This is a genomic window from Agrococcus jenensis, from assembly GCF_003752465.1.
Taxonomy (GTDB): Bacteria; Actinomycetota; Actinomycetes; order Actinomycetales; family Microbacteriaceae; genus Agrococcus; species Agrococcus jenensis.
The window spans coordinates 821,478-847,778 of sequence record NZ_RKHJ01000001.1 but is presented as its reverse complement, the minus strand read 5'-3'; the positions used below and the strand labels follow the sequence as shown (position 1 = coordinate 847,778).

The window sequence follows — 26,301 nt, the reverse complement described above, 5'->3', positions numbered from 1 at the left end:
CGACGGCTGGTCGCGGTCGGTGTCATCCCGCGCCGATGATGTCGGCGCACACCGGCTGCCGATCGGGCAGCCACGAGAGGTAGGTCTGCCACTCCTCGTCGGTCAGCTCACGACCGGCGAGGAGGCAGGCTGCCTCGACGTGCGCCTGCGGGCGCGCGTCCCACAGCTGCACGCCCTGTGCGACGTTGACGAGGAACGCGTCGCCGTCAGGGTGCAGGAACCCCTGCGCGATGAGCGGGGCGTCGGCCGGGATCGGGTCGCCGAGCCGTCGGCCCGACGCGACGTCGTACAGGGTGACCGTCTCGTCGTTGGCGGTCGCGAGGAGCGTCGCGCCGTCAGCCCCGACCTGCAGCCCGTTGACCTCCCCGCGAGCGCCAGGCAGCGCGCCGGTGCGCGCGAGCGTGCCGAGGTCGTGGCGCGTGATGCGATTGTCGGCGGCGGCGAACAGCTCGTCGTCGCCGAAGGCGGTCACGCCGGGGCCGTCGAGCGCGTCGACGACGAGCGCCCCCGTGTCGCCGTCGAAGATGCCCGTGCGGAGCGTGCCGTCGAGCTCTCGCGTCACGGCGATGAGCGAGTCGTCCGCGCTCGCCGAGATCCATCGGACCCGCCCGCCGGTGGGCTCGATCGCGAGCGGCAGGAGTGCGCCCGTCCGCCCGTCGATCGCCCCGACGGACCCGCCCTCCATCGACAGGTAGGCGCGGGCTCCGGAGGGGCTCGGCCACAGCCGCTCGCTCGTCGGCGGCACGGGGCCGCCATCGACGCTCTCGCCGGTCGATGCGCGCAGCAGCACGAAGCGCTCGTCCGCGGGCCGGAACGCGATGATCAGGTCGTCGCCGAGCCATCCGGTGCCCCAGACGGGGTCGGGGATCGCGACGGCTGCCCGGTCGAGCGCCGGATCCCAGACCGAGAACGCCGTCATGTCGGTGTCGTAGACCGCGTCTGCGGGTCGCTCGGCGACCACGATCCGCGAGCCGTCGAGGCCGAACCCGTCGAACGCGACGTGGCCGGCCGCGACGACGCGCGAGACCGCGCCGCCGCCGTCGGTCCGGAAGAGCGAGAGCGTCGGGGTGGCTTTGCCGATGACGAGCAGCTGGGCGCCGTCGGCGGTCAGGCTGACCCCCGCCATCTCGCCCAGCTGCGGGTCGAAGCTGCGGCCCGTCGGCGAGCCGTCGGTGAGGCTGTGCTCGCTGACGCCGCCGAACGCGTCCGCGCAGTACGCGAGACCGGAGGCGGCGGAGGCCGCGAGGTACAGGCACGCGGTGGGCTTGGATGCGTCGAGGTCGCGCGCCCACAGCACCTCGCCGCGCTCCGGGTCGACCGCCACGGTCGAGAGCTCGCCGCTGCCGACGATCGTGCCGTCCGCGACGCGCACGAGCGCGTTGTTCGCGGAGCGCTCCGGCACCGGGATGCGGCCCGACACCTCGAGCGTCCGAGGGTCGAGCACGAGCAGCTCGGGAGCGGAGGTCCCGAGCACGACGGCACCGGAGGCGGTGAAGGCGAGCGCCGCGGCGAAGCTGCCCTGCGGCGGCTCGGCGGGGGCGAGCGCGCCGCTGCTGCGCAGCGCGCCGGTCGCCACGTCGATCGTGCTGACAGCGCCGTCGTCCAAGGCCATGGCGATCGTGGCGCCGTCGCCATCGATCGCCATGGCGCGCGGCATCGCCGGGAGGACGACCGGTGCGCCGACCTGCTCGAGCTCCGGCAGCGAGAAGGCGGTGACGGAGAACGAGCCGCTCGCATCCACGCCGAGCACCGCGGCACGAGCGCCGTCGCCGCTGGCAGCGACCGCCACGGGCTCCGGGGCGACCGCGGTGCTGAGCACGACCCCGCCCGTGCGCGGATCCCGCAGCACGAGTCGCTCCGCGTCCTCCACGGTCAGCGCCTGCCCGGTCGGCGTCATGGTGCCGGTCATGCCGCCGACGTCCAGGTATCGGGTGCTGACGAGCCCGCCGCTCGCCGTCACGACGCCCATGAGCGCCGAGCGCGCGCGGGCGTCCTCGGGCCAGCGCTGCCACAGCGTCGCGGCCAGGAGCGCCGAGACGTCGCGCTCCGAGCCGCGGAGGGCCAGTGAGGTCCCCAGCAGCGCCTCGATCGCGGCGTCCTCCCGCGCGGCGCTCGCGGCGGTCGCGCTGCGCGCCGCATCGGTGCTGCGGGCCACCGCGACGCTCCCGGCGGCGAGCGCGAGCACGAGCAGCGCGGCGACGCCCGCGAGCGCGGCGCTCAGCCGGTGGTTCTGGCGGCGATCGCGCATCGATCGCGCAACGAGCGCCGCTGCGGCCGCTCGCTCCGTGCCGGCCGAAGCGTCCAGGAACCGCGCCTCCGTCGCGGTCAGCACGGGATCGGCGCGCATCTGCCACTCGAGCGCCGCGGTCAGTCGGCTGCCGCGCAGGAGGTCCTCGGGGCGCTCGCCATCCGTCGCCCAGCGGTGGGCCGCGACCGACAGCTGCCGCATCGCGCGAGCATCGTCGGCGTCCTCCTCGAGCCAGGCGCGGAGCTGGGGCCACGCGGTGGCGACCGCCTCGTGTGTGATGACGAGGGCGTCGGCATCCGCGCTCACGAGCCTCGCGCCGGTGAGGCGCGCGACCACCGCGCGGCGGGCGGGGTCATCGGCGAGCATGTCGGCCGCCAAGCGCCGGCGCACCGGCTGCCCGTCCAGCCCGGGCTCGACGAGCCGGAGCATGATGTCGCGGCACAGCCGACGGTCGATCGGATCGAGCGAGCGGTAGAGCGAATCCGCGGAGCGGCCCACGGCGCCGGCGATGCCGCCCGAATCCTCGTAGCCCGAGACCGTGAGCACCGATCCCTCGCGGCGCGACCACGTCTCGACGAGGGCGTGCGACAGCAGCGGCAAGGCGCTGCTCTCACCGTCCGCGTCGCGGAGCAGCAGCTCGGTGAGGCCCGCCTCGAGTCGCAGTCCGGCATCCAGGGCAGGCGTCTCGATCGCTTCGTGGAGCTCGGTGCGCGACATGGTTGTGACCACGAGCACGGCAGCGGCGATGCGCGCGCCGACGTGGTCGAGGGACGCCGCTCGGTCGAGGAAGTCCGATCGCAAGGTCAGCAGCACGCGCACGCCTGCATCGGCGGCACTTGCGATGAGCGCGCACTGGCGATCGCGATCGGACGGCGAGAGCTGGAAGACCTCCTCGAACTGGTCGACGATGAGCAGCCGCCGTCCGCCACGGTCGTGCGCGATGCGATCGAGGGCGCGGGTCGCCTCACCGGTGGGCACCACCGTCTCGACCGACCAGCCCGCGGCACCGAGCGCCGCGCCGACCCCGGCGAGGGCGACGGACGACTTGCCGCACCCCGACGCGCCGATCAGCGCCAGGAATCCGGAGCGCTCGAGTCGCGCGGTCGCCGACCGCACCATGGTCCTGCGGCCGTGGAAGGCGGCGGCGTCCTCGATCGTGAACGCGGCGAGGCCGCGGTACGGGCAGTCGGCGCTCGCAGGTGGTGTGCGCCTCGGCGGGAGGAGCCCGGGGTCCTGACGCAGGATGCCTGTCTCGAGCGCGACCAGGTCGGGACCCGGCTCGATCCCCAGCTCGTCGGCGAGCGTGCGGCGCGCGGCGCGCAGGGTCGCGAGCGCCTCGGCCTGCCGCCCGCTGCGGTAGTTCGCGAGCGCGAGCAGGTGCCACCGCGATTCGCGGAGCGGCGCATCGCGCACGAGCTGCTCGGCGGCACCCAGCACGCTGCGGTGCTCACCGCACGCGAGGTGCGCGGCCTGCAGCTCCTCCTCGCCGGAGCGCCGCAGCTCCTCGAGCGCCCCGGCGGCGTCGCGCGCCGCCGGCCAGTCCGGGAGGTCGGCGAAGGGCGGTCCGCGCCAGAGGGCGAGCGCGCGCTGGTACGCATCCACCGCTCGCTCCGGCTCGCCGGCGTCGAGGCGCAGCCGCGCCGACACCAGCCCGCGCTCGAACTCCTGCCAGTCGACCGATGCAGCGGCGTCGAGGGCGTAGCCATCCGGTGCCGTCGTGATCGCGTGGCGGCCGAGCAGCCGACGCAGGCGGCTGACCGTCGCCTGCAGCTGCTTCGGCCAGGTGTCGGGCAGGCGATGCGCCCACGTCGCCTCGGCGAGCGCTGCGCTCGCGACGGCGAGGCCGGGTCGCACCGCCAGCGCGGCGAGGACCGCTCGATCGCGAGGGCTCAGCGCGCCGTCGTCGACCGCGGTGCTGCCGAGCACGCGGATCGCCACGGTCGCATTGTCTGCCCGCACCCGCGAGCGGTCAACGGGCGCTCGGGCCGCCGCATACCGGATGCATACCGGGGCGGGTCACGTCGATACCCAGGCCGGGCACGCTCGCGTCATGCACACCACCCGCAGCCACCCGCTCAGCTCACCTGCCGCCGCCGTGCTCACCGCAGCCGTGCTGCTCACCGGATGCGCCACCTCCGAAACGCCCGCGTGGACGCTCCTCGCCACCGACGCCGACCCGTCGCTCGTGCTCGAAGGCGATGCCACGCTCGTCGACCGCGTCCTGGTGCTCGACGGCCAGACGGGGTACGCGACGGTCGCCGCACCCGCCGAGCTCGACACGACCGCGGGCTTCACCGTCTCGGCGTGGGTCGCCCTCGCGGATGTGCAGCCGTTCGCCACGGCGGTCTCGCAACGAGGCTCGGTCGCGGGCAGCTTCTACCTCGGCGTCGCTGAGAGCGTATTCGCGTTCAGCATGAAGGACGCCGACACCAACGAGGAGGGCCACACCGTGCGCGCGCAGGGTGCGGCAGCGGTCGCCGATGCGCAGCGGTGGGTGCACCTGGCCGGCACGTTCGATGCCGCCGCGGGCGCGATGACCCTCTACGTCGACGGTGCCGAGGCGGCGACCACGGCGTTCGACGCGCCGATCCGCGTCGACGGCGACCTGCTGGTGGGCGGAGCCCAGGCGCACGCCGCCCCCGCGGACTTCTGGCCGGGAGCGGTCACCGCGGTGCGGATCACGCCCGCGACCGCCGATGCCGACGCGGTCACCGCCGAGATGGAGGCCACGCGCCCCGGGTCGGCGCCGCCCGAGGCCGCAGCGCCCGACCCAGCCGCCTACGGCGACGGCCTGCTCGACGGCACCTGGGACTACGTGTACGCGCCCGACGAGCGCGCGTTCCTCGCCGGGCTGCTGGGACCGGAGGCGATGGCAGAGATCGGCGACCTGACCGGCGCCCGCCTCGGCTTCGACGGCCCCCGGTGGTGGCAGGGCTTCGTCGGCGATGGAGAGGTGTGGGTGGTCGACGGCGTGCCGGAGGGCGACGGCGGTCCGTTCACGATCGACGGGAGCCGGCTGCGGATGGGCGACGACGCATCCGGGGCGACATACGAGTGGAGCCTCGCGGGCGACGAGCTGACGCTCCTGCTGCTGGACTGCAGCGCGGCTGGGAACCCGTGCACCGACACCGACATCGTGCGCTTCATCACCGAGCGCACGTGGACCCGGACCAGCACGGACCCCTCCTACTGACGCAGGCGGTTGTGCCCGCCCCCGTCGACCGCCATGCTCGATGCCCTGGAGGCGACATGGCTGCCGATCTCTCGCCGCGGCTCGCGGCGGTGCTGCAGGCGCTGCCGCTGCGCCCGGGGATGCGCGTGCTCGAGGTCGGGTGCGGGCCGGGCGCGCTCGCCCGCGCGATCGCCGAGCGCGTGGGGCCCGAGGGCCACGTGCTGGGCATCGACCGCTCGCCGCTCGCGATCGCGGCAGCCCAGAGCGCCCCCGACCGCGGCGGCCTCGACTTCCGCGTCGCCGCCGCCGAGGAGTTCCGGCTCCGCCGCGACGAGCAGCCGTTCGATCTGGTGGTCGCGATCCGCGTCGGCGCGCTCGACGGCCGGCATCCCGAGCTGGAGCAGGCGGCGCTCGCGCACCTTGCGGCGGCGACGACGCCTGACGCATCCGTCTACATCGACCGCGGCGACCCCCTCGAAGCGGTCCCCCTCCACTGATCTCAACGTCGCCGGTGGTAGCTGACCGCGATAGTGCGCTTGAGTGACCACCAGCGACGTTGAGGAGGATCGATGGGGGAGCGGGTCGCCGTCATCGGGGCGGGCGTGATCGGGCTGTCGGTCGCGCTCGAGCTCGCCGAGCGCGGCGGCCGCGAGATCGCGGTGCTGCACGACCAGGACCCGCTGGAGTCCACGTCGGCCGTCGCCGGCGCCGTCTGGTTCCCCTACGCGGCCGAGCGCTCCGCCGTCGTCGACGCGATGCTCGGCTCGACGCTCGAGCGCTGCACGGGGATCGCCGCCGAGCACCTGGAGGCGGGCATCGACCTCCGCACCGGCGTCATCGTCGAGCGGTCGCCGCAGCCGGACCGCTCGTGGACGGCGCTCGTGCGGGCGACCGAGGTCGATGCGGCCGAGCTGCCGGCCACGCTGCGCGGGACCGGCGCGACCGGCATGCGCACGACGGTGCCGCTCGCGACGATGTCGCTCTACCTGCCGTGGCTGCGGCGCCGGTGCGAGGCGCTCGGCGTGCGGTTCGAGCGCCGCGCCGTCGACGACGTGGATGCGCTCGCCGGCGACTTCGACGCCGCGATCGTCGCGGCCGGGGCGCGCGGCGGCACGCTGCTCGGCGACGACGCGAGCGTCGTGCCGATCCGTGGCCAGGTGGTGCGCGTGGAGGACCCGGGCGTGACGGAGTTCATCGTCGACGACGAGAACCCGGCGGGCCTCGCGTACGTGCTGCCGCGGCGCGACTGCCTCGTGCTCGGCGGCACGCACGAACCGGGCGCCACGTCGCTCGAGCCCGACCCCGCGATCGAGGCCGGCATCCTCGAGCGCTGCGCGGCGCTCGTGCCCGCCGTCGCCGGGCAGCGCATCCTGTCGCGCGCGGTCGGGCTGCGGCCGGGCCGGGAGCGGCTGCGGGTCGAGGAGGTCGCAGGCAGGGCGCTGCGCGTCGTCGCGGCGTACGGGCACGGCGGCTCCGGCATGACCCTCTCCTGGGGCACCGCCGAGCGGGTCGCGGCGCTGCTCGCGGAGCAGTGACGGCCTCGGTCTCGATCACGCTGCCGGGCACATAGGAAGCCTGGCTACCATGCTGCGATCGAGGTGCCTCCGGACTGCATGAGCGGCCCGTGCATCCGCCCGTGAGGAGCGCTCGTGAGCCAGACCACCGATCCGACCGCCCCCGCCGATCGCTTCGTCCGGTACCGCTGGTGGGGACTGCTCGCCATCAGCCTCGGCGTCGCGCTCATCATCATGGACTCGACGATCGTCTCGGTCGCGATCCCGTCGATCGTCGACGACCTCGGCATCTCGAGCACCGAGATCCAGTGGGTGCAGGAGATCTACACGCTGCTCTTCGCCGCGCTGCTGCTCACCTGGGGTCGGCTCGCCGACCGCATCGGCCGGCGCCGCATGATGCTCATCGGCGTCGTCATCTTCATCGTCGCGAGCGTGCTCTGCGCGATCGCCGACAGCGGGGCGCTGCTCATCGGCGGCCGCGCGCTGCAGGGTCTCGGCGGCTCGATGATCCTGCCGACCTCGCTCGCCCTGCTGAACGCCAACTTCCACGGCCGCGAGCGCGGCATCGCCTTCGCGGTCTGGGGCTCGACGATCGGCGGCATGGCGGCGATCGGACCGCTCGCGGGCGGCTGGCTGACCGAGAACGCGAGCTGGCGGTGGGCGTTCGGCATCAACGTGCCGGTGGGCCTGCTCATCATCGCCGGCCTGCTGCTGTTCGTCGCGGAGTCGTCAGAGGCGGTGGCCGGCGCGGTGCAGCGGCTCGACCTCGGCGGTGCGCTGCTGTCGATCCTCGGCTTCGGCGCGCTCGTCTTCGGCCTCATCGAGGGGCGCAACTACGGCTGGTGGACCGCCTCGGAGGATGCGCCGTTCGACGTCGCGGGGCTCTCGCCCGTGCCGGTCGCGTTCCTGGTGGCCGTCGTCGCGCTCACCGCGTTCGTGCTGCTCGAGCGGGCCAGGAGCCGTGCGGGCAAGGGCGTGATCCTCGACCTGTCGCTCTTCCGCATCCCGTCGTTCGCGAACGGCAACATCACCGCGCTCATCGTGAGCTTCGGCGAGTTCGGGCTCATCCTCTCGCTGCCGCTGTGGTTCCAGAACGTGCTCGGCTTCTCGGCGTTCGAGGCCGGGCTCGCGCTCGTGCCGCTCGCCGCCGGGTCCTTCCTCGCGAGCGGTGGGGTCGCGGCGCTCTCGCGCCGGTTGAGCCCGATCGCCGTCGTGCGCATCGGCATGGTGCTCGAGATCGCCGCCATCGCTGCGCTCGCCCTGCTCATCCGCCCCGACAGCACCGCCTGGCTGACCTCGCCGGTGCTCTTCGTCTACGGCATGGGCGTCGGGCTCGCGACCGCGCAGCTCACGAGCGTCGTGCTCGCGGACGTGCCGGTCGAGCGGAGCGGCCAGGGTTCTGCCACGCAGAGCACGGCGCGCCAGACCGGCTCGGCGCTCGGCATCGCGGTGCTCGGCACAGCCTTCTTCACGACCCTGCAGGTCGGCACCGAGGACCGGCTCGCGGATGCGGTCGCGGGCGACCCGACCTTGCAGGGCCTCGTCGACTCCGTGAACGCGAGCTCCGGCGGCAGCATCGCCGCGCTCGCTGCCAATCCGCAGACGGCGTTCGTCGCGGATGCGGCGCGCGCCGCGATGACGGACGGCACGTCGCTCGCAGCCTGGATCGCGGCGAGCGCGCTCGTCGTGGGCCTGCTCTCGAGCCTGCGCATCCGGCCGGAGGTCGGCGCCGTCGCACCCGAGCGGGCCGATGCGGCCTGACGACGCCCGCATCGCGACCTCCGTCGACGAGGTCGCCGCGCGCATCCGCGCCCTGATGGCGGAGCGCGACGTCGTGGTCGTCGGTCTCGCGGGCTACGGCGGCGCCGGCAAGACGACGCTCGCGCGGGCGCTCGCGGCCCGGCTGCCCGCCGAGCGGGTGCGCGGCGACGACTTCCTCGACCCGCGCGGCAGCCGCGACCGCAGCGACGACTGGGCCGCGCTGCTGCGAGACGAGCTCGGCTCCGTGCTCGACGCGCTCGGAGCGGGCCAGCCGGCCGAGTTCCGCCCCGTCGACTGGGCGACCGGCGGCCGGCAGCCCGCGCGCATCGCGCCGGCGGCAGCGGTGCAGCTCGTCGACGCCGTCGGCCTGCTGCATCCGCAGCTGCTGCCCCGGCTCGACCTCACCGTCTGGGTCGACGTGCCGCTCCAGGTGGCGACGGAGCGCGGGATGCGTCGCGACCGCGAGGCCGGGAACGACCACGACGCGCTCTGGTGCGACGTGTGGGCCCCGACCGAGCGCGCGTTCGACGCGCGCTTCGCCCCGCGCGACGTGGCCGACCTCCGGTACGTCGCCGACTGACCGCTACGCCTGCAGGGCGAGGGTGAAGGGCAGCACCGCGGATGCGCCGGCGCCGCGGAGCAGGCGGCCCGCGACCGTGATGGTCCACCGGCTGTCGACCAGGTCGTCGACCAGCAGGACCGGCTGCCCCGCGACGCCCTCCAGCGCGGTCGCCAGCTCCGGTCCGACGTCGAAGCGGTCCCAGACGCTCGCCAGCCGGTAGGCGCTGTTGCCGCCCGGCTCGCCCGACGGGCCGCCGTCGACGAGGCTGAGCGCGCCGAGGTACGGCAGGCGACCCACCTCCGACAGCGCCCGGGCGACCGAGTCGACCAGCTGCGGCCGGCGCCGCGACGGCACGCTCACGATCGCTGCCGGGCGCTCGTCCCAGCCCCACTCGGCCAGCACCCGCACGCACGCCTGCACGAGCGCCGGGCTCGCCGGCGCGTCGGGCGTGCTGGGCGAGAAGAGGTCGCGGAGGGCGCCGCCCCAGCCGAGGTCGGTGAGCCGCGCGAGCGCTCGCCCTGCTTCGAGGCGATCCGCCGGCGGGATGTTGCCCTTGACCGGCACGCCGAGGGAGCCGGCGCCGGTCGGCCACTGCGCGCGCGGCTCGATGGCGACGCCGACCCGGCTGAGCGACTGCTGCGCCTGGCCGGACGCCTCTTCCCGCACGTCGCGCGGGTACCAGGCCGGCTGCCCCGCCGCGGCCGCGCAGGTGTCGCAGCGGCCGCAGGGCACGGCGGTGTCGTCGTCGAGCGCTCGCTGCAGGAACTCCATCCGGCAGCCGCTCGTGCGCTCGTACTCGAGCATCGACTGCTGCTCCTGCACGCGAGCGGCGGCGATGCGCGCGTAGCGCTCGGCGTCGTAGACCCACGGCTCGCCGGTGGCGACCCAGCCGCCCGTGACGCGTCGCACCGCACCGTCGACGTCGAGCACCTTGAGCAGCAGCTCGAGCGGGGTGCGCTTGAGGTTGACGCGGGCCTCGAGGGCGGGCGTCGACAGCGGCGCGCCCTCGTACGCGAGCTCGTCGATCACGGCGAGCGCCTTCCGCTCGTCGGGCATCGACGAGGTCGCGAAGTACTGCCAGATGGCCTCGTCCTCCGTGCCGGGCAGCAGCAGCACGTCGGCGCTCGCGGCCCGGCCGGCGATCATCGCGGCACGACCGGCGCGACCGACCTGCTGGTAGTAGGCGACCGGCGATGAAGGCGCCCCGAGGTGGATGACGAAGCCCAGGTCCGGCTTGTCGAAGCCCATCCCGAGCGCGCTCGTCGCGACGAGCGCCTTCACGCGGTTCTGCTTGAGCGCCTGCTCGAGCCCTTCGCGCTCGCCGGCATCCGTCCGCCCCGTGTACGCCTGCACCTCGTGGCCCGCCTCGCGCAGCAGCCGGGCGGTGTCCTCGGCCGCGGAGACGGTGAGCGCATAGATGATGCCCGAGCCGGGCAGCTCGCCGAGGTGGCTGAGCAGCCACCCGAGCCGCGCGCCGGCATCCGGCAGCCGCAGCACGCCCAGGCGGAGGGATGCTCGCGCGAGCGGGCCGCGGATCGTCACGACCGGCTCGCCGCCGGCGTGCTCGAGCTGCTCGGCGACGTCGGTGACCACGCGCGAGTTGGCGGTCGCGGTCGTGGCCAGTACGGGGACGCCGTGCGGCATCTCGGCGATGAGGTCGCGGAGGCGGCGGTAGTCGGGGCGGAAGTCGTGGCCCCAGTCGGAGATGCAGTGCGCCTCGTCGACGACGAGCAGCCCGGTGCGCGGGATGAGCTTCGGCAGCTGCTCCTCGCGGAAGCGCGGGTTGTTGAGGCGCTCGGGCGAGACGAGCAGCACGTCGACCTCGTCGGCGTCGAGCTGCTGCAGCACGTCGCCCCACTCGTGCGGGTTGGCCGAGTTGATCGCGACGGCGCGCACGCCGGCGCGGGCGGCGGCCTCGACCTGGTCGCGCATGAGTGCGAGGAGCGGCGAGACGAGCAGCGTCGGGCCCGCGCCTCGCGCGCGCAGCAGCAGCGTCGCGACGAAGTACACCGCCGACTTGCCCCATCCGGTGCGCTGCACGACGAGCGCGCGCTGCCGGCCCTCGACGAGCGTCTCGATCGCCTCGAACTGCCCCTCGTGGAAGTCGGCGTCGGATGACCCGACGAGGGTGCGCAGGATCTCGAGGGCGTCGTCGCGCGTGCTCGTCACGGGTCCGAGCGTCTCAGGTGCCGCTGACAGGGCCGTCGGTCGGCGGGCCGTATGCGGGCGGTCCGTACGCCGGCGGGCCGTATGCCGGCGAGCCGTATGCCGGCGAGCCGTACGCGGGGTGCTGCGCAGAGCCCTAGGGCGCCATCTGCGCGCGGTAGGCCGGGTCGAAGCGGATGCCCGCGGGGTTCGACGGGAACACGCTCATGACGAGCGGCACGATGCCGACGCCGATGAGGGAGAGCAGCGCGAACGCGCCGTGGAAGCTCGCGTCCTGGAGGCGTCGCCACATCGCCGCGTAGGTGGGGAGCGCCAACGCGAGCGAGACGATCAGCATGATCCCGATGGTCGCGAGCATCCCGCCGGACAGCGCGAGGGTGGCGGGGTCGACCGAGGTCTCGATCCCGCTGCCGGTGCTGCTGGCGGCCGCGATGACCTGCACCATGAACGCCGCCCACACCACCCAGAACGGGATCTGCACGACGAGCGAGACGAGGAACGTGAAGAGCATCGCCCACCAGAACTCGCTCAGGCTCGCGCGCCCGGAGAAGGTGACGTAGCCGCGGAAGAAGCGGCCGACCGCCTGCCGGAACGACGCCCCGGGCAGCGGCTGGCCGATGGGGACGACGGAGGAGGTGCTCACCCCTCCAGTGTGGGGTACGCCGGACACGGATGGCGACGCTCGGGCCGGCGCTGGGGGATCAGGGGGTGAGCCCCGCTCTCACCGCGGCCTCGGCGAGCGCCCGTTCGCCCTCCACCTCGACGCCGTCGGCTGCCAGCCGGTCGTCGTCGGGCACGCCGCGGCCCCACGCGAGCAGCGCGAGGGAGCGCGCGGACCCCCGCACGACCGCCGTCGGCGCGTCGGCGGGCGCACCGGCGAGCTCGAGCCGCGCATCCGCGTCGACGGGCGCGAACACGACGCGCACGCGCGGCGGGGCGATGCGGCCGAGCCGCACCTGCCGCGGGTGCATGACCGTCACCACCTCGTCGAGGCAGTCGAGCCAGACGCGGTCGTCGACGTCGAGGTCCTCGCCGATGGCCGTGCGCAGGTCCCACAGGTGCACGAGCGTCTCGTGCACCTGCCGCCGGTGCCAGAACGCGACGGTGCCGGTCTGCTGCGCGCGCGGCACGCCGTCGTCGATGAGCGCCCACGCGGGGGCGGCGGGGTCGAGCTCGGCGAGCGTCTCTCGCAGCTCGCGCGCGCACGCCTCGTAGAGCGCGGGCAGGTCGAAGGGTCCACGGCCGAGCGGCGACTCCTGCTGCCGGCGCGCCTGCCCTGCCGCCCAGTGGTGGATGCGCGCGAGGTGCACGACGAGCGACTGCACCGTCCACCGCCCGAGCCACGGGATGCGCGCGGCCGGATCGGCGCGGCGCGTGGTCTCGAGGAAGCGCGCCTGCAGGTCGACGAGCACGGCGAGGTGGTCCATGCCGCGAACGCTACTCCCGGTCGCCGACCTCGGTCCGGCCGGTGAAGGCGGGGGTGCGCTTCTGCTGGAAGGCGGCGAAGCCCTCGCGGAAGTCGGGCGTCTGGGCGAGCGCCGCCTGCGCGATGTTCTCGGCGTCGACGGCCTGCCACAGGCCCATCCGCTCGTCGCGGAGCCCGCGGATGATCTCCTTCGAGGCGAGGTAGGCGAGCGTCGGGCCGGCCCCCGCGTGCGCGGCCGCGGCGCGCGTCGCCGCCAGCACCTCGTCGTCGGGGAACGACTGCGAGAAGAGTCCGAGCGCGACCGCCTCGGCGCCGGTCATGAGCCGGCCCGAGTAGATGAGGTCGAGCGTGCGGTGGGCGCCGAGCCGCTCGTAGAAGAGGGCGTGGCCGCCCGAGTCGAGCGTCGCGCCGAGCGCCGCGAACGGGCTGCCGACCTTCGCCGACTCGGCGACGTAGACGACGTCGGTGGCGATGAGCAGCCCGAGCCCGATGCCGAGGCACGCGCCGTGCGCGACCGCGAACGTCGGGGCGGGGAAGGCCGCCATCCGCTGCAGGAGGGGCTGCAGGGAGCCACGCAGGAAGCCGATCGCGTCGTCGGTGCGGGGGTCGACCTGCGAGATGTCGCGCCCCGCGCAGAAGGCCCTGCCCTCGCCGCGCAGCAGGAGCGCGCGCACGCCGGCGCGCTCGGCGGCCGCGTAGGCGTCCGACAGCTCCTGCAGCGCGGATGCGTCGAGCGCGTTGCGCCGATCGGGCGCGTCCAGCACGACCTCGGCGATGTCGTCGGTGATGGTGAGGTCGATCATCGGGACTCCTTCGTCGTCGGAAGCCTACGGTCGCGACCGGCTGCGGGCCCCGTCGTCACTCGGCCGCCTCGGCGCGCGCACGGTCCGAGAAGGGACCGCGGAGCGCAGCCCACTGCAGCAGCATGATCGTCTTGGCGTCGACGATGTCGGCCCCGATGCGCGCGAGCGCGTCGTCGATGTCGAGCTCGACCACCTCGGTGTCCTCGCCCTCCGCCGCGACGCCGTGCCGCGAGCCGGCGATGACGGATCCGCGGTCGTACGGCGCCGCGAAGCAGTGGAGCCGCTCGGTGACGGAGCCGGGGCTCATGTACACGTCGAACACGTGCTCGACGGGGCCGACGCGGTGCCCGAGCTCCTCCTCGGTCTCGCGCCGGATGGCGGCCTCGGGCTCGTCGGCGTCGAGGAGCCCCGCGGCGGCCTCGATGAGCATGCCGTCGGGGTGCTCGTTCACGTAGGCGGGGTAGCGGAACTGGCGCGTGAGCAGCACGGTCCGCGCGCCCTCGTCGTAGAGCAGGATGCAGGCGCCGTCGCCGCGGTCGTAGGTCTCGCGCTCCTGCGTCGACCAGCTGCCGTCCGAGTGCTGCAGCTCGAGCGTCGTCGCCCGCGTGACGAACCAGTTCGAGGTCAGCAGGCGCACGTCCGTGACGACGACGCGCGGGTTGCGGTCGAGGTCGCGGCCGGCGCGGTCGAGGCCCGTGCGGCCGCGGCGGTCCGGGATGTCGACGCCGGGCACGCCGGCGGGCGCATCGATCTCCTGGGCCATGCCGCTACACGTCGTAGTCGACGACGACTTTGGCCGTGTCGGACTTCGGATGCGACTGGCAGGTGAGCACGTAGCCGCGCGCGATCTCGTCGGGCTCGAGCGCGTAGTTCTCGGTCATCGTGACGCTGCCCGAGACGACCTTCGCGCGGCACGTGCCGCACACGCCGCCCGCGCACGCGAACGGCACGTCAGGTCGCACGCGCAGCGCGGCGTTGAGGATCGACTCGCGCGCCGACAGCGGCGACTCGACCTGCGTCGACTGCCCGTCGAGCGTGAAGTCGAGCGTCCAGGTGTCCTCGCCGGCATCGACCTGCACGGGACGTCCGCGGTCGCCTCCCGCCGCATCCGGCTTGCCCGTCGTGAACAGCTCGAAGCGGACGTGCGACGGGTCGACGCCCTTCGCGGCGAGCACGTCGCGGCACAGCTGCACGAGCTCGAACGGCCCGCAGAGGAACCACTCGTCGACGGTGTCGGGGCGGATGAGGTCGGTCAGGATGCGCTCGAGCCGCTCCTCGTCGATGCGGCCCGACATGAGCGGGGCGGCACGCTGCTCGCGCGAGAGCACGTGGTGCAGCGCGAGCCGCGAGGGGTAGCGGTCCTTGAGGTCGGCGAGCTCCTCGATGAACATGACGTCGAGGGTCGACCGGTTCGAGAACAGCAGCGAGAAGGTCGACGTCGCGGAGCGCGAGAGCACCTCGTGCGCGAGCGCCATCATCGGCGTGATGCCGCTGCCGGCCGCGATGCCCACGACGTGCGCGCCGTCGACCTCGTCGAGCGCCGAGGTGAACGTGCCCTGCGGCACCATCACGTCGATGCGCGCGCCGGGCTGCAGCTCTGCGTTCGCCCAGGTCGAGAAGCGGCCGCCGAGGTCGCGCTTGATCGCGACCGAGATCGAGCCGGGGGTCGGCGGGCGGCAGATCGAGTAGGAGCGGCGCACCTCGTGGCCGTCGATCGTCGCGCGGAGCGCCAGGTGCTGGCCGGCGACGTAGCCGAAGTCGTCGTGCAGCGCCTCGGGCACGGCGAACGTGACCTCGACGGCGCTCTCGGTGAGCGGTCGCACGGCGGCGACCTCGAGCTCGTGGAAGCGGGCGCGCTTGCGCGACGTGCTCGAGCCCAGGTTGATGGCGGCCACGCTCAGTGCACCTTGAAGTGGTCGAACGGCTCGAGGCACGCGAGGCACTCGAAGTGCGACTTGCAGGCGGTGGAGCCGAAGCGCGAGACCTCGCGCGTGCGCAGCGACCCGCAGCGCGGGCACTTCACCCCGAGCGAGAGCGGGATCGGGCCCTGCCGCTCGCCCGCGCGGTGCGTGGGCGGCGCGATGCCGTACGCCTCGAGCTTCGCCTTGCCCGCGTCGCTCATCCAGTCGGTCGTCCAGGCGGGGGAGAGGGTGAAGTCGACGCGCACGTCGCGGAAGCCCTCGACGGTGAGCGCGAGCAGCACGTCGTCGCGCATCTGGTCGATCGCCGGGCAGCCGGAGTAAGTGGGCGTGAGGGTGACGACGGTGGTCTGCCCCTCCATGCGCACGTCGCGGAGCACGCCGAGGTCCTCGATCGTGAGCACCGGCACCTCGGGGTCGGTGACGGCCGCGGCGATGCGCCACGCCTCCCGGGCACGCTGGTCGAGCCGCCCGCCGGAGGCGCGCGAGTCGAGACCATCCACGACCGGCGCGGCGCTCACCACGATGCTCCGGGGTGGCGGCGCGCGAGCACCTGCATCTCGGCGAGCAGCGGGCCGAGGTGCGTGGAGTGGTGGCCGTGGCGGCCGCCGCCCGACGACTGGCCGATCTTCGAGTTCGTGAAGTCGGCCTCGGAGATCTCCGCCTCTGCGAGGACAGCGGTCCAGATCTCGTCGAAGCCGGCGCGCAGGCTCGACGGCCGCGGCGCGATGTCGCCGAGGCGGTCGTGCAGATCGTCGTCGCGGAAGAGCTCGTCGGTGTACGGCCAGGTGTCCGTGAGCGCGACGAGCAGGCGGCGGCGCGACTCCTCGGTGCCGCCCGCGAGCCGGAGCGTCCACTGCACGGCGTGGTCGCGGTGGTACGCGACCTCCTTCACCGACTTCGCCGCGATCGCGGCGAGCGACGCATCCGTCGACCGCGACAGCGCCGTGTAGAGCTCCTGCATCCAGATCGCCGCGATCAGGCCGCGAGCGATCGTGTGCGCGAAGTCGCCGTTCGGCTGCTGGAAGAGCCACGCGCAGCGGAACTCGTGCTCGTCGCGCCAGTAGGCGAGGTCGTCCTCGGTCTTGCCGGATGCGGTGCCGGCGTAGTGCAGCAGCGAGCGCGCGTGCCCGAGCAGGTCGAGCGCGATGTTGCCGAGCGCCATGTCCTCCTCGAGCTCCGGGGCGCGCGAGATCCACCAGCCGAGCCGCTGGGAGAGGATGAGCGCGTCGTCGCCGAGCCGGAGCGCGTACGCCGCGACGTCGGGCGTCGCCGTCGCCGACGCATCCGCGCCGGACAGCTCGGACTGCAGCTCGAGCTCGTCGACCGAGACGTCGCCGTGCACGGCGTCGGCGTCGGCCTGGTGGGCGGCGGCGACGGATGCGGCGTCGCGGGCCGGGGGCTGGGGAGTCACAGGTGGGGGACCTCCGCGCTCTTCTCGTAGTACTTGGCGTGGCGGTAGTTCTTGCCCGCGGGGCTCTCGAAGAAGGCGCCCTTCTGGTCGGGGTCGCTCGTCGTGATCGCGCTCGAGCGCACGACCCACACCGAGACGCCCTCGTTGCGGCGCGTGTAGAGGTCGCGCGCGTTGCGCAGCGCCATGTCGTCGTCGGGCGCGTGGAGCGACCCGACGTGCACGTGGCTCAGGCCGCGGTTGGCGCGCACGAACACCTCGTACAGCGGCCAGCCCTCGCCGGCAACGTCTCCGGGTGTCGACATCTTCGTCTCCTCGTCCTGCTCCGTCGAACTTCCCTGAAGTCCGGGTCTCCTGCGCCGAAACCCGGAGTTCGGGGAAGCTCGACGGTCGTGTCGGTGTGGGTCAGGCGGCCTGGCGGGCGCGCGCGGCCTGCTTCTCGGCGTAGGCGGCGGCTGCCTCGCGCACCCACGCGCCGTCCTCATGCGCGTCGCGGCGGTGCTGGATGCGCTGGGCGTTCGCGGGCCCCCGGCCGGCGAGCACCTCGTTGAACTCGGTCCAGTCGATCTCCGACATGTCCCACTCGCCGCGCTCCTCGTTCCAGCGGAGGTTCGGGTCGGGGAGCGTGAGCCCCAGCACCTCGGCCTGCGGCACGAGCATGCTGACGAAGCGCTGGCGCAGCTCGTCGTTCGAGAAGCGCTTGATCTTCCACGCCATCGACTGCGCCGAGTTCGGCGACTCGTCGTCCGGCGGGCCGAACATCATGAGCGACGGCCAGTACCAGCGGTCCACGGCCTCCTGCGCCATCCGGTGCTGCGCCTCGGTGCCCTGGCTCAGCTCGAGCAGGATCTCGAAGCCCTGGCGCTGGTGGAACGACTCCTCCTTGCAGATGCGCACCATCGCGCGGCCGTAGGGGCCGTACGAGGCGCGGCACAGCGGCACCTGGTTGCAGATCGCGGCGCCGTCGACGAGCCAGCCGATCGCGCCCATGTCGGCCCACGTCGGCGTCGGGTAGTTGAAGATCGAGGAGTAGCGCGCGCGTGACTCGATGAGCTGCTCGGTCATCTCGTCGCGGCTGATGCCGAGCGTCTGCGCGGCGGAGTAGAGGTAGAGCCCGTGGCCGGCCTCGTCCTGCACCTTGGCCATGAGGATCGCCTTGCGCTTCAGGCTCGGGGCGCGCGAGATCCAGTTGCCCTCGGGCTGCATGCCGATGATCTCGGAGTGGGCGTGCTGGGAGATCTGGCGGATGAGCGTCTTGCGGTACGCGTCGGGCATCCAGTCGCGCGGCTCGATGCGCTGGTCGGCCTCGATGAGCGCATCGAAGCGGGCCTGCAGCTCGGCCTCGTCGAGGTCGCCCGTGGCGGATGCGTCGGGTGCGGTGAGCGTCATCGTCGCCTCCCCTTCCTGGGATTCGGAATTAGTTACCGAACGTTCAGTAAGTATAGACTCACCCGGAGCGGACCCGCAACGGCCGCTCGAGCACGACAGATCACACGGGCGATGGAGCACGGATGCGAGACGAGAGCTGGCTGGCCACGATCATGGCCGAGACGGACCGGGCCAAGGAGGCGTTCGGCATCGAGATCGCCGAGCTCGAGCGCGGCCGCGCCGTGCTCACGATGCCCATCACCGATGCGATGGTGAACGGCTTCGGCATCACCCACGGCGGGCTCGTCTTCACGCTCGCCGACACCGCCTTCGCCTACGCGTGCAACGAGGACGCCACGGTGACGGTCGCCTCCGGTGCCGACATCACGTTCGCGAAGGCCACGCACGTCGGGCAGACGCTCACCGCGACCGCCGAGCGCCGCTGGCGCTCCGGCCGCAACGGCATCTACGACGTGTCGGTCGTCGACGAGACCGGCGACACCGTCGCGGAGTTCCGCGGCCGCTCGTTCGCCACCAATCGCCCTGCCCCCGCGACGCCGACCGGCGCCGGCGGCCCCGCCTGACCCACCCGCGAGACGCCGAGCTTCCCCCAACCGCGGGTTTCCGCCCCCGAAACCCGCACTTCAGGGAAGCTCGGCATCACGAAGCACGAGGAAAGAGAGCGACGATGCTTGACCAGACCACCGCATCCGATGACCTCCGCGACCCGGATCTGCGAGACACCGGCGAGCGGCTCTCGCTCGACGAGCTGCGCGCCCTGCAGCTCGAGCGGCTCCAGCAGACCGTGCGCCACGCCTACGCGAACGTGCCGACCTACACGCGGAAGCTCGACGAGGCCGGGGTGACGCCCGACGACATCCGCTCGCTCGACGACCTGCAGCTGCTGCCCTTCACCACGAAGGAGGACCTGCGGGCGTCGTACCCGTTCGGCATGTTCGCGGTGCCGATGGCCGAGGTCGCGCGCATCCACGCGTCGTCCGGCACGACCGGCCGCCCGACCGTCGTCGGCTACACGAAGGCCGACCTCGATGTGTGGGCAGAGGTCGTCGCGCGCTCGCTGCGCGCCGCGGGCGTGCGACCGGGCATGAAGGTGCACAACGCCTACGGCTACGGCCTCTTCACCGGCGGCCAGGGCGCGCACGCGGGCATCGAGCGGCTCGGCGCGACCGTCATCCCCGTCTCCGGCGGGCAGACGGCGCGGCAGGTGCAGCTCATCCGCGACTTCGAGCCCGACGCGATCATGTGCACGCCCTCGTACCTGCTGACGATCGCGGATGCGTTCGAGGACGCGGGGCTCGACCCGCGCGAGACGTCGCTCAAGGTCGCCATCTGCGGTGCCGAGCCGTGGACGAACGAGATGCGGCACGAGCTCGAGCGGCGGATGGGCATCGACGCGGTCGACATCTACGGGCTGTCGGAGGTCATGGGCCCCGGCGTCGGCAGCGAGTTCGCGACGACGAAGGACGGGCCGACGATCTGGGAGGACCACTTCCTGCCCGAGGTGATCGACGGCGAGACCGGTCGGCAGCTGCCCGACGGCGAGATGGGCGAGCTCGTCTTCACGTCGCTCACGAAGCAGGCGTTCCCGGTGCTGCGCTACCGCACGCGCGACCTGACGCGGCTGCTGCCCGGCTCGGCGCAGTCGACGATGCGACGCATCGAGAAGATCACCGGCCGCAACGACGACATGATCATCCTCCGCGGCGTGAACCTCTTCCCGACGCAGATCGAGGAGATCGCGCTCGAGATCGAGCACCTGACGCCGCACTTCGTGCTCGAGCTCGTCAAGCGCGGGCGCATGGACGGCCTGGTCGTGAAGATCGAGTGCACGCCCGGGCTCAAGCCGGTCGTCTCCACCGCGGCCGCCGAGGTGCTCAAGCTGCGCGTGAAGGAGCGGATCGGCACGACCGTCGACGTCGAGGTCGTGCCGGCCGGGTCGCTGCCGCGCTCGGAGGGCAAGTACAAGCGCGTCTACGACCTGCGCGAGTCCGCTGCGGTGGTCGAGTAGCAGCCGGGCGGAGCCCGGCCGCGTATCGAGACCACGCCCGATGCTGGAGGATGGATCGATGACCGCCACCGCCGAGCCCGCCCGCCGCGGCCGCCCGGGCTACGACCGCGACTCGATGCTCGAGGTGGTCGTCGCGGCGTTCAACGAGCGCGGCTACGACGCGACGTCGCTCGGCGTCATCGCCGAGCGGCTCGGGCTGTCGAAGTCGGCGATCTACCACCACTTCGCCTCGAAGGAGCAGATGCTCGAGGTGGCGCTCGCCCAGGCGCTCGACGCGCTCGAGGCCGTGTTCGACGCGCCGGAGGCGACGTCGGGACCGGTGGTCGACCGCATCCGCTATGTCGTGCGCAGCGCCGTGCTCGTGCTGTGCGAGCGGAAGCCCTTCGTGACGCTGCTGCTGCGCCTGCGCGGCAACACCCCGATCGAGCTCGAGGCGATGCGCCGCCGGCGCGAGATCGACCGCAAGCTGCGGCTGCTGTTCGAGGCGTCGCGCGACGAGGGCACGCTGCGGCCCGACATGGATCCGCGCATCGCCGAGCGCCTGACCTTCGGCATGGTGAACTCGATCGCCGAGTGGTACCGGCCGGGCGGCTCGATCACGCCGGAGCAGCTCGCCGACTCGGTGCTCGAGCTCGTGCGCACCGGACTGCGCGAGCCGTCCTCGCTCTAGGCACATGGAGGGCTCGGAGGTCGCGCGCATCGCCGCGTGGCTCGCTGCGCGCGGCGTCGTCTACCAGTGCAACGGCGGCTGGGCGGTGGATGCGCTGGTCGGGCGGCAGACGCGGCCGCACGGCGATCTCGACGTGTTCCTGGACGCGGCGGCGGTCGCGGATGCCGTCGCCTGGCTCGAGCAGGACGGCTACGGCGTGGCGGAGGACTGGCTGCCCGTGCGCGTCGAGCTGCGCGCGGAGGGCCGGGCGGTCGACCCGCACCCGATGCGCCTCGAGCCGAACGGCGACGGGGTCCAGGCGCTGCTGGACGGTGGCTCGATCGTGCATCCCGTCGCGTCGCGCACGATCGGCCGCGTGGCGGGCTTCCCCGTGGTCGTGGCCGACGCCGCGCGGCTCATCGCGCTGCGTGCGGGCTACGAGCTGCGGGCGGTCGACCGGCATGACCTAGCGCTGCTCAGATCGCTGGAGGCCGCGCCGACGACGACGTGATCGTTACCGAATCGTGACAATGGGGTAGTGTGGGCGACTTGCACCGCGAAGGACGGCCGTCGCATCCGCCCCGAGAGTCCTTCGTGCCATCGAATCCAAGTCTTCCGGCCGGGCGGTCGCGCGCTCCGCGTGCGCGAGACGGGGCCTTGGAGTTCATCGTGAGCAAGCACACCACGTCCGGCATCACCTCCGGCACCCGCGCCCGCCGATCGAAGCGCGCGATCGCGGGGCTCGTCGCCACCGGCGTCGCCACCGTCGCGGGCGCCGTGCTCGTGCCGACCGCTGCGAACGCGGCATCGGACTCGACCTGGGACGCGCTCGCGCAGTGCGAGTCGGGCGGCAACTGGTCGATCAACACCGGCAACGGCTACTACGGCGGGCTGCAGTTCTCGCTGTCGACCTGGCAGGCCTACGGCGGCAGCGGCAACCCTGCCGACGCGTCGCGCGCGGAGCAGATCCGCGTGGCCGAGAACACGCTCGCCGGCCAGGGCTGGGGCGCATGGCCCTCGTGCTCGGCGCAGATCGGCGCGAGCGGCGCCGCCGAGCCGCGCGCTGCAGCGCCGGTGCAGCAGGCCGCTCCGGCCCCGCAGCAGCAGGCCGCCCCCGCGGCGCCGGCCGCGCCCGCCCAGCAGGCGGCACCCGCGCAGCAGGCGGCGGCGCCCGCACAGCAGGCGCCGGCAGCGCTGCAGCTGCCCGACGTCGAGCCGGGCGACGTGACCTACGCGGTCCTGCCGGGCGACACGCTCTTCGAGATCGCCGAGGCGCAGGGCGTCGAGAGCGGCTGGCTCGGCATCTTCGCCGTGAACCAGGACACGCTGTCGAACCCCGACCTGATCATGGCGGGCCAGCAGCTGGTGCTCCCCGCCGAGTAGCAGCCGGTCCTAGACGCGAAGCGGCCCCTCCCAGCACGTGGGAGGGGCCGCTCCGCGGCATCAGCGGCCGGACTGCTCCTGCGCCTGCGCCTGCTCCTTCGCGACGTAGGTCAGCAGGTCGTACTGCGCGACCGTCTCGTCGTCCTGGTTGGTGAGCACCGCATCCCATCGAACCTCGCCGTAGGGGTCGGTCTCGCGCGGCGTGATCTGCTTCGCCGTGAGCGTGACCCGCAGCGAGTCGCCCGGCGAGACGGGCGTCATGAAGCGGAGGTTGTCGAGGCCGGTGTTCGCGAGCACGGGACCCGGCGCCGGCTCGACGAAGAGCCCCGCCGCGAACGACAGCAGCAGGTAGCCGTGCGCCACGCGTCCCGGGAAGAACGGGTTCGCCTCCGCCGCCTCCTGGTCCATGTGGGCGTAGAAGAGGTCGCCGGTGAAGTCGGCGAAGTGCTCGATGTCGTCGAGCGTGATGACGCGGCGCTCCGAGACGACCTGGTCGCCGATGCGCAGCTCGGCGAGCGACTTGCGGAACGGGTGGGGCGCATCCGTCGACGCCGCGGCGCCCTGGTGCCAGACGCCGGTGAGCGCGGTGAGCATGGTCGGGCTGCCCTGGATGGCGGTGCGCTGCATGTGGTGGAGCACCGAGCGGATGCCGCCCAGCTCCTCACCGCCGCCCGCGCGGCCGGGGCCGCCGTGCACGAGCATCGGCAGCGGCGAGCCGTGGCCGGTGGAGGCGCGCGCGTCGTCGCGGTCGAGCAGCAGGATGCGGCCGTTGTGCGGCGCGATGCGGCGCGTGAGCTCGGCGACGAACACCGGGTCGTGGGATGCGACCGACGTCACGAGCGAGCCGCCGCCGCGCGCGACGATCTCCGCCGCCTGCTCGGGGCTGCCGTACTCGACGAGCGACGAGACGGGGCCGAACGCCTCGATCTCGTGCAGGGCCTCCGACTCGGGATCGCGGAACGCGAGCAGCGTCGGGGCGACGAACGCGCCGTCGACCGCCTCGCCGAGCGAGCCGTCGGCGAGCGTCACCTGGCCGGCGTCGCCGCCGACGACGATCTGCCCGCCACCCTCGCGCAGCTTCATGACCTGCTTGAGCACCTCGTCGCGCTGCTCGGTCGACGCGAGCGGTCCCATCGTCACGCCCTCGGCGCGCGGGTCGCCGACGACCACCTTCGCGGCGATGCGCTCGCGCACGGCGTCGGCCACCGCATCCGTCATGTCGGTCGGCACGATCGCGCGGCGGATGGCCGTGCACTTCTGGCCGGCCTTCGCCGTCATCTCCGTCACGACGCCGCGCACGAACGCGTCGAACTCCGGGGTGCCAGGCTCGGCGTCGGGGCCGAGCACGGATGCGTTGATCGAGTCGGTCTCGACGGTGAAGCGCACGCCGTGGGTCTGCACCGCGTCGTGGAGGCGCAGACCGGCGGCGGTCGACGCGGACCCGGTGAAGCTCACGGTGTCGCCGAGCCGCAGGTGGTCGAGCAGGTCGCGCGCGGAGCCGGAGACGAGCTGGATCGCGCCCGCGGGCAGCAGGCCCGACTCGGCGAGGATGCGGACCATGTGCTCGGCGACGTAGCCGGTCGGCGTCGCGGGCTTGATGAGCGTGGGCATGCCGGCGAGGAACGCGGGGGCGAGCTTCTCGAGCGCACCCCAGACGGGGAAGTTGAAGGCGTTGATCTGCACCGCGACGCCGGGCAGCGTCGTGCAGATGTGGCGGGCGAGGAACGAGCCGTCCTTCGAGAGCTGCTCGACCGGGCCGTCGAGGTAGATCGTCGACTGCGGCATCTCGCGGCGGCCCTTCGACGAGTAGGTGAACAGCACGCCGATGCCGCCGTCGATGTCGACCCACGAGTCGTTCTTCGTCGCGCCCGTGCGGCTCGAGAGCTCGTAGAGCTCGCCCTTGCGCTCGGTGAGCGCGAGCGCCATGCGCTTCAGCAGGATCGCCCGCTGGTGGAAGGTGAGCGGCGCGAGGCTGTGCTGGCCCACGGTGCGGGCGTGCTCGAGCGCGGCCGCGAGGTCGAGGCCCGTCGTCGAGACGCGCACGACCTCCTCGCCGGTGGAGGCGTCGCGTACGATCGCCGCGTCGCTCGCGGCGTCGCCGGTCGGCTCCCACCAGCCGTCCTGGACGTAGCTCGGCAGGATGCGGGTGCGGGTCATGAGGTCGGACATCGTCGTCTCCATCTGTCGTCGTCGTGGGTGGTCTCGAGGCGCCACGGCGCCTCGACCAGCGGGTCAGGTCCAGTCGTAGAAGCCGCGGCCGCTCTTCTTGCCGAGCCGGCCGTCCGCGACCATCTGGCGCAGCAGCGCGGGCGGCTCGAAGCGCGGGCCGAGCTCGCGGTGCAGCTGCTCGGCGATGCCGAGCCGCACGTCGAGGCCCACGATGTCGGTCGTGCGCAGCGGGCCGGTCGGGTGCTTGTAGCCGAGCTCCATCGCGAGATCGATGTCGCCCGGGCTCGCGACGCCCTCCTCGACCATGCGGATCGCCTCGAGGCCGATCGCGACGCCGAGCCGCGAGCTCGCGAAGCCGGGCGCGTCGTGGACGGTCACCGGCGCCTTGCCGATCGCCTCGACCCAGGCGCGCGCGTCGTTCGCGAGCCGCGGGTCCGTGTCGTCGCCGAGCACGATCTCGACGAGCGTCGATGCGGGCACCGGGTTGAAGAAGTGCAGCCCGAGGAAGCGGGCGGGGCGCTCGAGCGCCGCGGCGAGCCTGCCGATCGAGATCGACGAGGTGTTGCTCGCGAGCGCCGCGCGGTCGTGCAGGACGGCCTCGACGCGGGCGAGCGCCTCCGCCTTGAGCGCCTCGTCCTCGGGCACCGCCTCGATGACGAGGTCGGCGTCGGCGAAGGCGGTGACGTCGGTGGCGACGCGGATGCGGCCGGTCAGGTCGTCGAGCGGCTCGGCCCAGCCGCGCTCGACGCTCTTCGCGAGGCTCGCGCGCACCCGCTCGTCGGCGGCGTGCGCCGCGTCGGCGTCGCGCTCGACCACGACGACCTGGCTGCCGGCGAGCACGAACGCGTGCGCGATGCCGGCGCCCATGCGGCCGCCGCCGAGCACGCCGACGCGCTCGGGCGCGCCCGCGCCGACCGTGGCATCCGTCGTGTCGGTCATCGTCCTGCCTTCCGCTCGAGGAACGCGGTCATGCGCCGATGCTTCTCGGGGCTCTCGAAGAGCACCGCCTGCTCGGCGAGGTCGATCTCGGGATGCGCGCTCGCGGGGGCGAGCAGCGCGCGCTTCGTCGCCTGCGTGGCCGCGGGGTCGAGGGCCGCGATGCGGTCGGCGAGCTCGGCGGCGCGGGCGAGCGCCGCCTCCGGCTCGAGCACGGCCGAGACGAGGCCGGCGGCGAGCGCCTCGTCGGCGCCGAGCACGCGACCGGCCAGCAGCACCTCGCTCGCGAGCGCCTCGCCGACGATCTCCTTGAGGCGCCAGGTGGCGCCGGCGGCGGCGATGATGCCGAGGCCCGTCTCGGGGTTGCCGATCTTGAGCGTGGGCGTGCCGATGCGGATGTCGGCGGCATAGGCGAGCTCGGCGCCGCCGCCGAGCGCGTAGCCGTCGAGCACGGCGATGACGGGCATCGGCAGCGCGCGGATGCGCTGGAAGCAGCGGGTGTTGATGCCGGCGAGGGCGTCGGTCGCGCGGCGCTCGCGGAGCTGCGCGATGTCGGCGCCCGCCGCGAAGGTGCCGCCGGAGCCGGTGATGACGAGCGTGCGGCGCTCGACCTCGAGGCGGGCGCAGAGCCGGTGCAGGGCGTCGATGAGCTCCTGGTCGATCGCGTTGCGCTTCTCGGGCCGGTCGAGCGTCGCGAGCACGAAGCTGTCGCGCTCCTCGACCCGCAGCCCCCCGCTCACGCCCTCGTTCCGTTCTTCTCAACGGAGCGATCGGTCGTGCGAGGG

General features: G+C 73.5%; 24 protein-coding genes. 10 read left to right on the top strand and 14 right to left on the bottom strand.

Annotation, left to right across the window (positions count from 1 at the left end; genetic code table 11):
- Positions 1-22: 22 nt before the first annotated feature.
- Positions 23-4,186 (bottom strand): nSTAND1 domain-containing NTPase, encoded by a 4,164-nt coding sequence (locus tag EDD26_RS04155; RefSeq protein WP_148058693.1) that lies wholly within the window; start codon positions 4,184-4,186, stop codon positions 23-25.
- Between the two features lie 112 nt (positions 4,187-4,298).
- On the opposite strand from EDD26_RS04155, the gene EDD26_RS04150 reads away from it, so the two are divergent.
- The 5 genes from EDD26_RS04150 to EDD26_RS04130 all read left to right on the top strand — a co-directional run bounded on the left by EDD26_RS04150 (position 4,299) and on the right by EDD26_RS04130 (position 9,275).
- The gene (locus EDD26_RS04150) at positions 4,299-5,441 is read left to right on the top strand and encodes a LamG domain-containing protein (protein WP_170165527.1); all 1,143 of its coding nucleotides are present in this window, start codon (positions 4,299-4,301) and stop codon (positions 5,439-5,441) included.
- 56 nt (positions 5,442-5,497) lie between these two features.
- A complete protein-coding gene (locus tag EDD26_RS04145) occupies positions 5,498-5,917 on the top strand; it encodes a methyltransferase domain-containing protein (protein WP_123696547.1) in 420 nt (139 codons plus the stop codon).
- A gap of 72 nt (positions 5,918-5,989) precedes the next feature.
- A complete protein-coding gene (locus tag EDD26_RS04140; RefSeq protein WP_123696546.1) occupies positions 5,990-6,955 on the top strand; it encodes an NAD(P)/FAD-dependent oxidoreductase in 966 nt (321 codons plus the stop codon).
- A gap of 114 nt (positions 6,956-7,069) precedes the next feature.
- Entirely contained in the window at positions 7,070-8,695 is a 1,626-nt protein-coding gene (locus EDD26_RS04135) for a DHA2 family efflux MFS transporter permease subunit (RefSeq protein WP_245989748.1), read from the top strand.
- A complete protein-coding gene (locus EDD26_RS04130) occupies positions 8,685-9,275 on the top strand; it encodes a uridine kinase family protein (protein WP_245989746.1) in 591 nt (196 codons plus the stop codon). The genes EDD26_RS04135 and EDD26_RS04130 overlap by 11 nt, the downstream gene beginning before the upstream one ends.
- Before the next feature lie 3 nt (positions 9,276-9,278).
- On the opposite strand, the gene EDD26_RS04125 is transcribed toward EDD26_RS04130, so the two are convergent.
- The 10 genes from EDD26_RS04125 to paaA form a co-directional block, all read right to left on the bottom strand.
- Positions 9,279-11,456: a RecQ family ATP-dependent DNA helicase gene (locus EDD26_RS04125; RefSeq protein WP_425453459.1), complete on the bottom strand. Its 2,178-nt coding sequence runs from the start codon at positions 11,454-11,456 to the stop codon at positions 9,279-9,281.
- Between the two features lie 103 nt (positions 11,457-11,559).
- Positions 11,560-12,066 (bottom strand): DUF805 domain-containing protein, encoded by a 507-nt coding sequence (locus EDD26_RS04120; protein ID WP_170165526.1) that lies wholly within the window; start codon positions 12,064-12,066, stop codon positions 11,560-11,562.
- Between the two features lie 58 nt (positions 12,067-12,124).
- Positions 12,125-12,850: a maleylpyruvate isomerase family mycothiol-dependent enzyme gene (locus EDD26_RS04115; protein WP_123696543.1), complete on the bottom strand. Its 726-nt coding sequence runs from the start codon at positions 12,848-12,850 to the stop codon at positions 12,125-12,127.
- 10 nt (positions 12,851-12,860) lie between these two features.
- Positions 12,861-13,652, bottom strand: a complete 792-nt coding sequence (locus EDD26_RS04110) for an enoyl-CoA hydratase/isomerase family protein (RefSeq protein WP_123696542.1) — start codon at positions 13,650-13,652, stop codon at positions 12,861-12,863.
- A 55-nt stretch (positions 13,653-13,707) separates the two neighbouring features.
- Positions 13,708-14,415, bottom strand: coding sequence for an NUDIX domain-containing protein (locus EDD26_RS04105; protein WP_123696541.1), 708 nt, complete (start codon positions 14,413-14,415; stop codon positions 13,708-13,710).
- A 4-nt stretch (positions 14,416-14,419) separates the two neighbouring features.
- Complete coding sequence (gene paaE, locus EDD26_RS04100) at positions 14,420-15,547, bottom strand: 1,2-phenylacetyl-CoA epoxidase subunit PaaE (protein WP_123696540.1); 1,128 nt, start codon at positions 15,545-15,547, stop codon at positions 14,420-14,422.
- Positions 15,548-15,549: 2 nt separating this feature from the next.
- Positions 15,550-16,074, bottom strand: a complete 525-nt coding sequence (gene paaD, locus EDD26_RS04095; protein WP_123698436.1) for a 1,2-phenylacetyl-CoA epoxidase subunit PaaD — start codon at positions 16,072-16,074, stop codon at positions 15,550-15,552.
- Between the two features lie 14 nt (positions 16,075-16,088).
- The gene (paaC, locus tag EDD26_RS04090; RefSeq protein ID WP_123696539.1) at positions 16,089-16,985 is read right to left on the bottom strand and encodes a 1,2-phenylacetyl-CoA epoxidase subunit PaaC; all 897 of its coding nucleotides are present in this window, start codon (positions 16,983-16,985) and stop codon (positions 16,089-16,091) included.
- Positions 16,982-17,287, bottom strand: a complete 306-nt coding sequence (gene paaB, locus EDD26_RS04085; protein ID WP_123696538.1) for a 1,2-phenylacetyl-CoA epoxidase subunit PaaB — start codon at positions 17,285-17,287, stop codon at positions 16,982-16,984. The genes paaC and paaB overlap by 4 nt, the downstream gene beginning before the upstream one ends.
- Positions 17,288-17,387: 100 nt before the next feature.
- On the bottom strand, positions 17,388-18,371 hold the full coding sequence (paaA, locus tag EDD26_RS04080; RefSeq protein ID WP_123696537.1) for a 1,2-phenylacetyl-CoA epoxidase subunit PaaA: 984 nt from the start codon (positions 18,369-18,371) through the stop codon (positions 17,388-17,390).
- A gap of 122 nt (positions 18,372-18,493) precedes the next feature.
- Between paaA and paaI the strand changes: the two genes are divergently transcribed.
- From paaI to EDD26_RS04055, 5 genes are all read left to right on the top strand, one after another.
- A complete protein-coding gene (gene paaI, locus EDD26_RS04075; protein ID WP_123696536.1) occupies positions 18,494-18,934 on the top strand; it encodes a hydroxyphenylacetyl-CoA thioesterase PaaI in 441 nt (146 codons plus the stop codon).
- Between the two features lie 104 nt (positions 18,935-19,038).
- Positions 19,039-20,379 carry a phenylacetate--CoA ligase PaaK gene (gene paaK / locus EDD26_RS04070; RefSeq protein ID WP_123696535.1) on the top strand — a complete coding sequence of 447 codons (1,341 nt, stop codon included), beginning with the start codon at positions 19,039-19,041 and terminating at the stop codon, positions 20,377-20,379.
- A 58-nt stretch (positions 20,380-20,437) separates the two neighbouring features.
- On the top strand, positions 20,438-21,049 hold the full coding sequence (locus EDD26_RS04065) for a TetR/AcrR family transcriptional regulator (protein WP_123696534.1): 612 nt from the start codon (positions 20,438-20,440) through the stop codon (positions 21,047-21,049).
- Positions 21,050-21,053: 4 nt separating this feature from the next.
- The gene (locus EDD26_RS04060; RefSeq protein WP_123696533.1) at positions 21,054-21,539 is read left to right on the top strand and encodes a nucleotidyltransferase domain-containing protein; all 486 of its coding nucleotides are present in this window, start codon (positions 21,054-21,056) and stop codon (positions 21,537-21,539) included.
- 158 nt (positions 21,540-21,697) lie between these two features.
- A complete protein-coding gene (locus EDD26_RS04055; RefSeq protein ID WP_245989745.1) occupies positions 21,698-22,411 on the top strand; it encodes a transglycosylase family protein in 714 nt (237 codons plus the stop codon).
- A 60-nt stretch (positions 22,412-22,471) separates the two neighbouring features.
- Here EDD26_RS04055 and paaZ read toward each other — a convergent pair whose 3' ends face one another.
- Genes paaZ through EDD26_RS04040 form a run of 3 tightly spaced genes read right to left on the bottom strand, consistent with a single transcriptional unit; the run spans position 22,472 to position 26,256 of the window.
- Positions 22,472-24,592, bottom strand: a complete 2,121-nt coding sequence (gene paaZ / locus EDD26_RS04050) for a phenylacetic acid degradation bifunctional protein PaaZ (protein WP_245989744.1) — start codon at positions 24,590-24,592, stop codon at positions 22,472-22,474.
- A 51-nt stretch (positions 24,593-24,643) separates the two neighbouring features.
- Entirely contained in the window at positions 24,644-25,519 is an 876-nt protein-coding gene (locus tag EDD26_RS04045; protein ID WP_123696532.1) for a 3-hydroxyacyl-CoA dehydrogenase family protein, read from the bottom strand.
- Positions 25,516-26,256, bottom strand: coding sequence for an enoyl-CoA hydratase/isomerase family protein (locus EDD26_RS04040; RefSeq protein ID WP_123696531.1), 741 nt, complete (start codon positions 26,254-26,256; stop codon positions 25,516-25,518). Before EDD26_RS04040 ends, EDD26_RS04045 begins: the two co-directional genes overlap by 4 nt.
- Positions 26,257-26,301 lie beyond the last annotated feature (45 nt).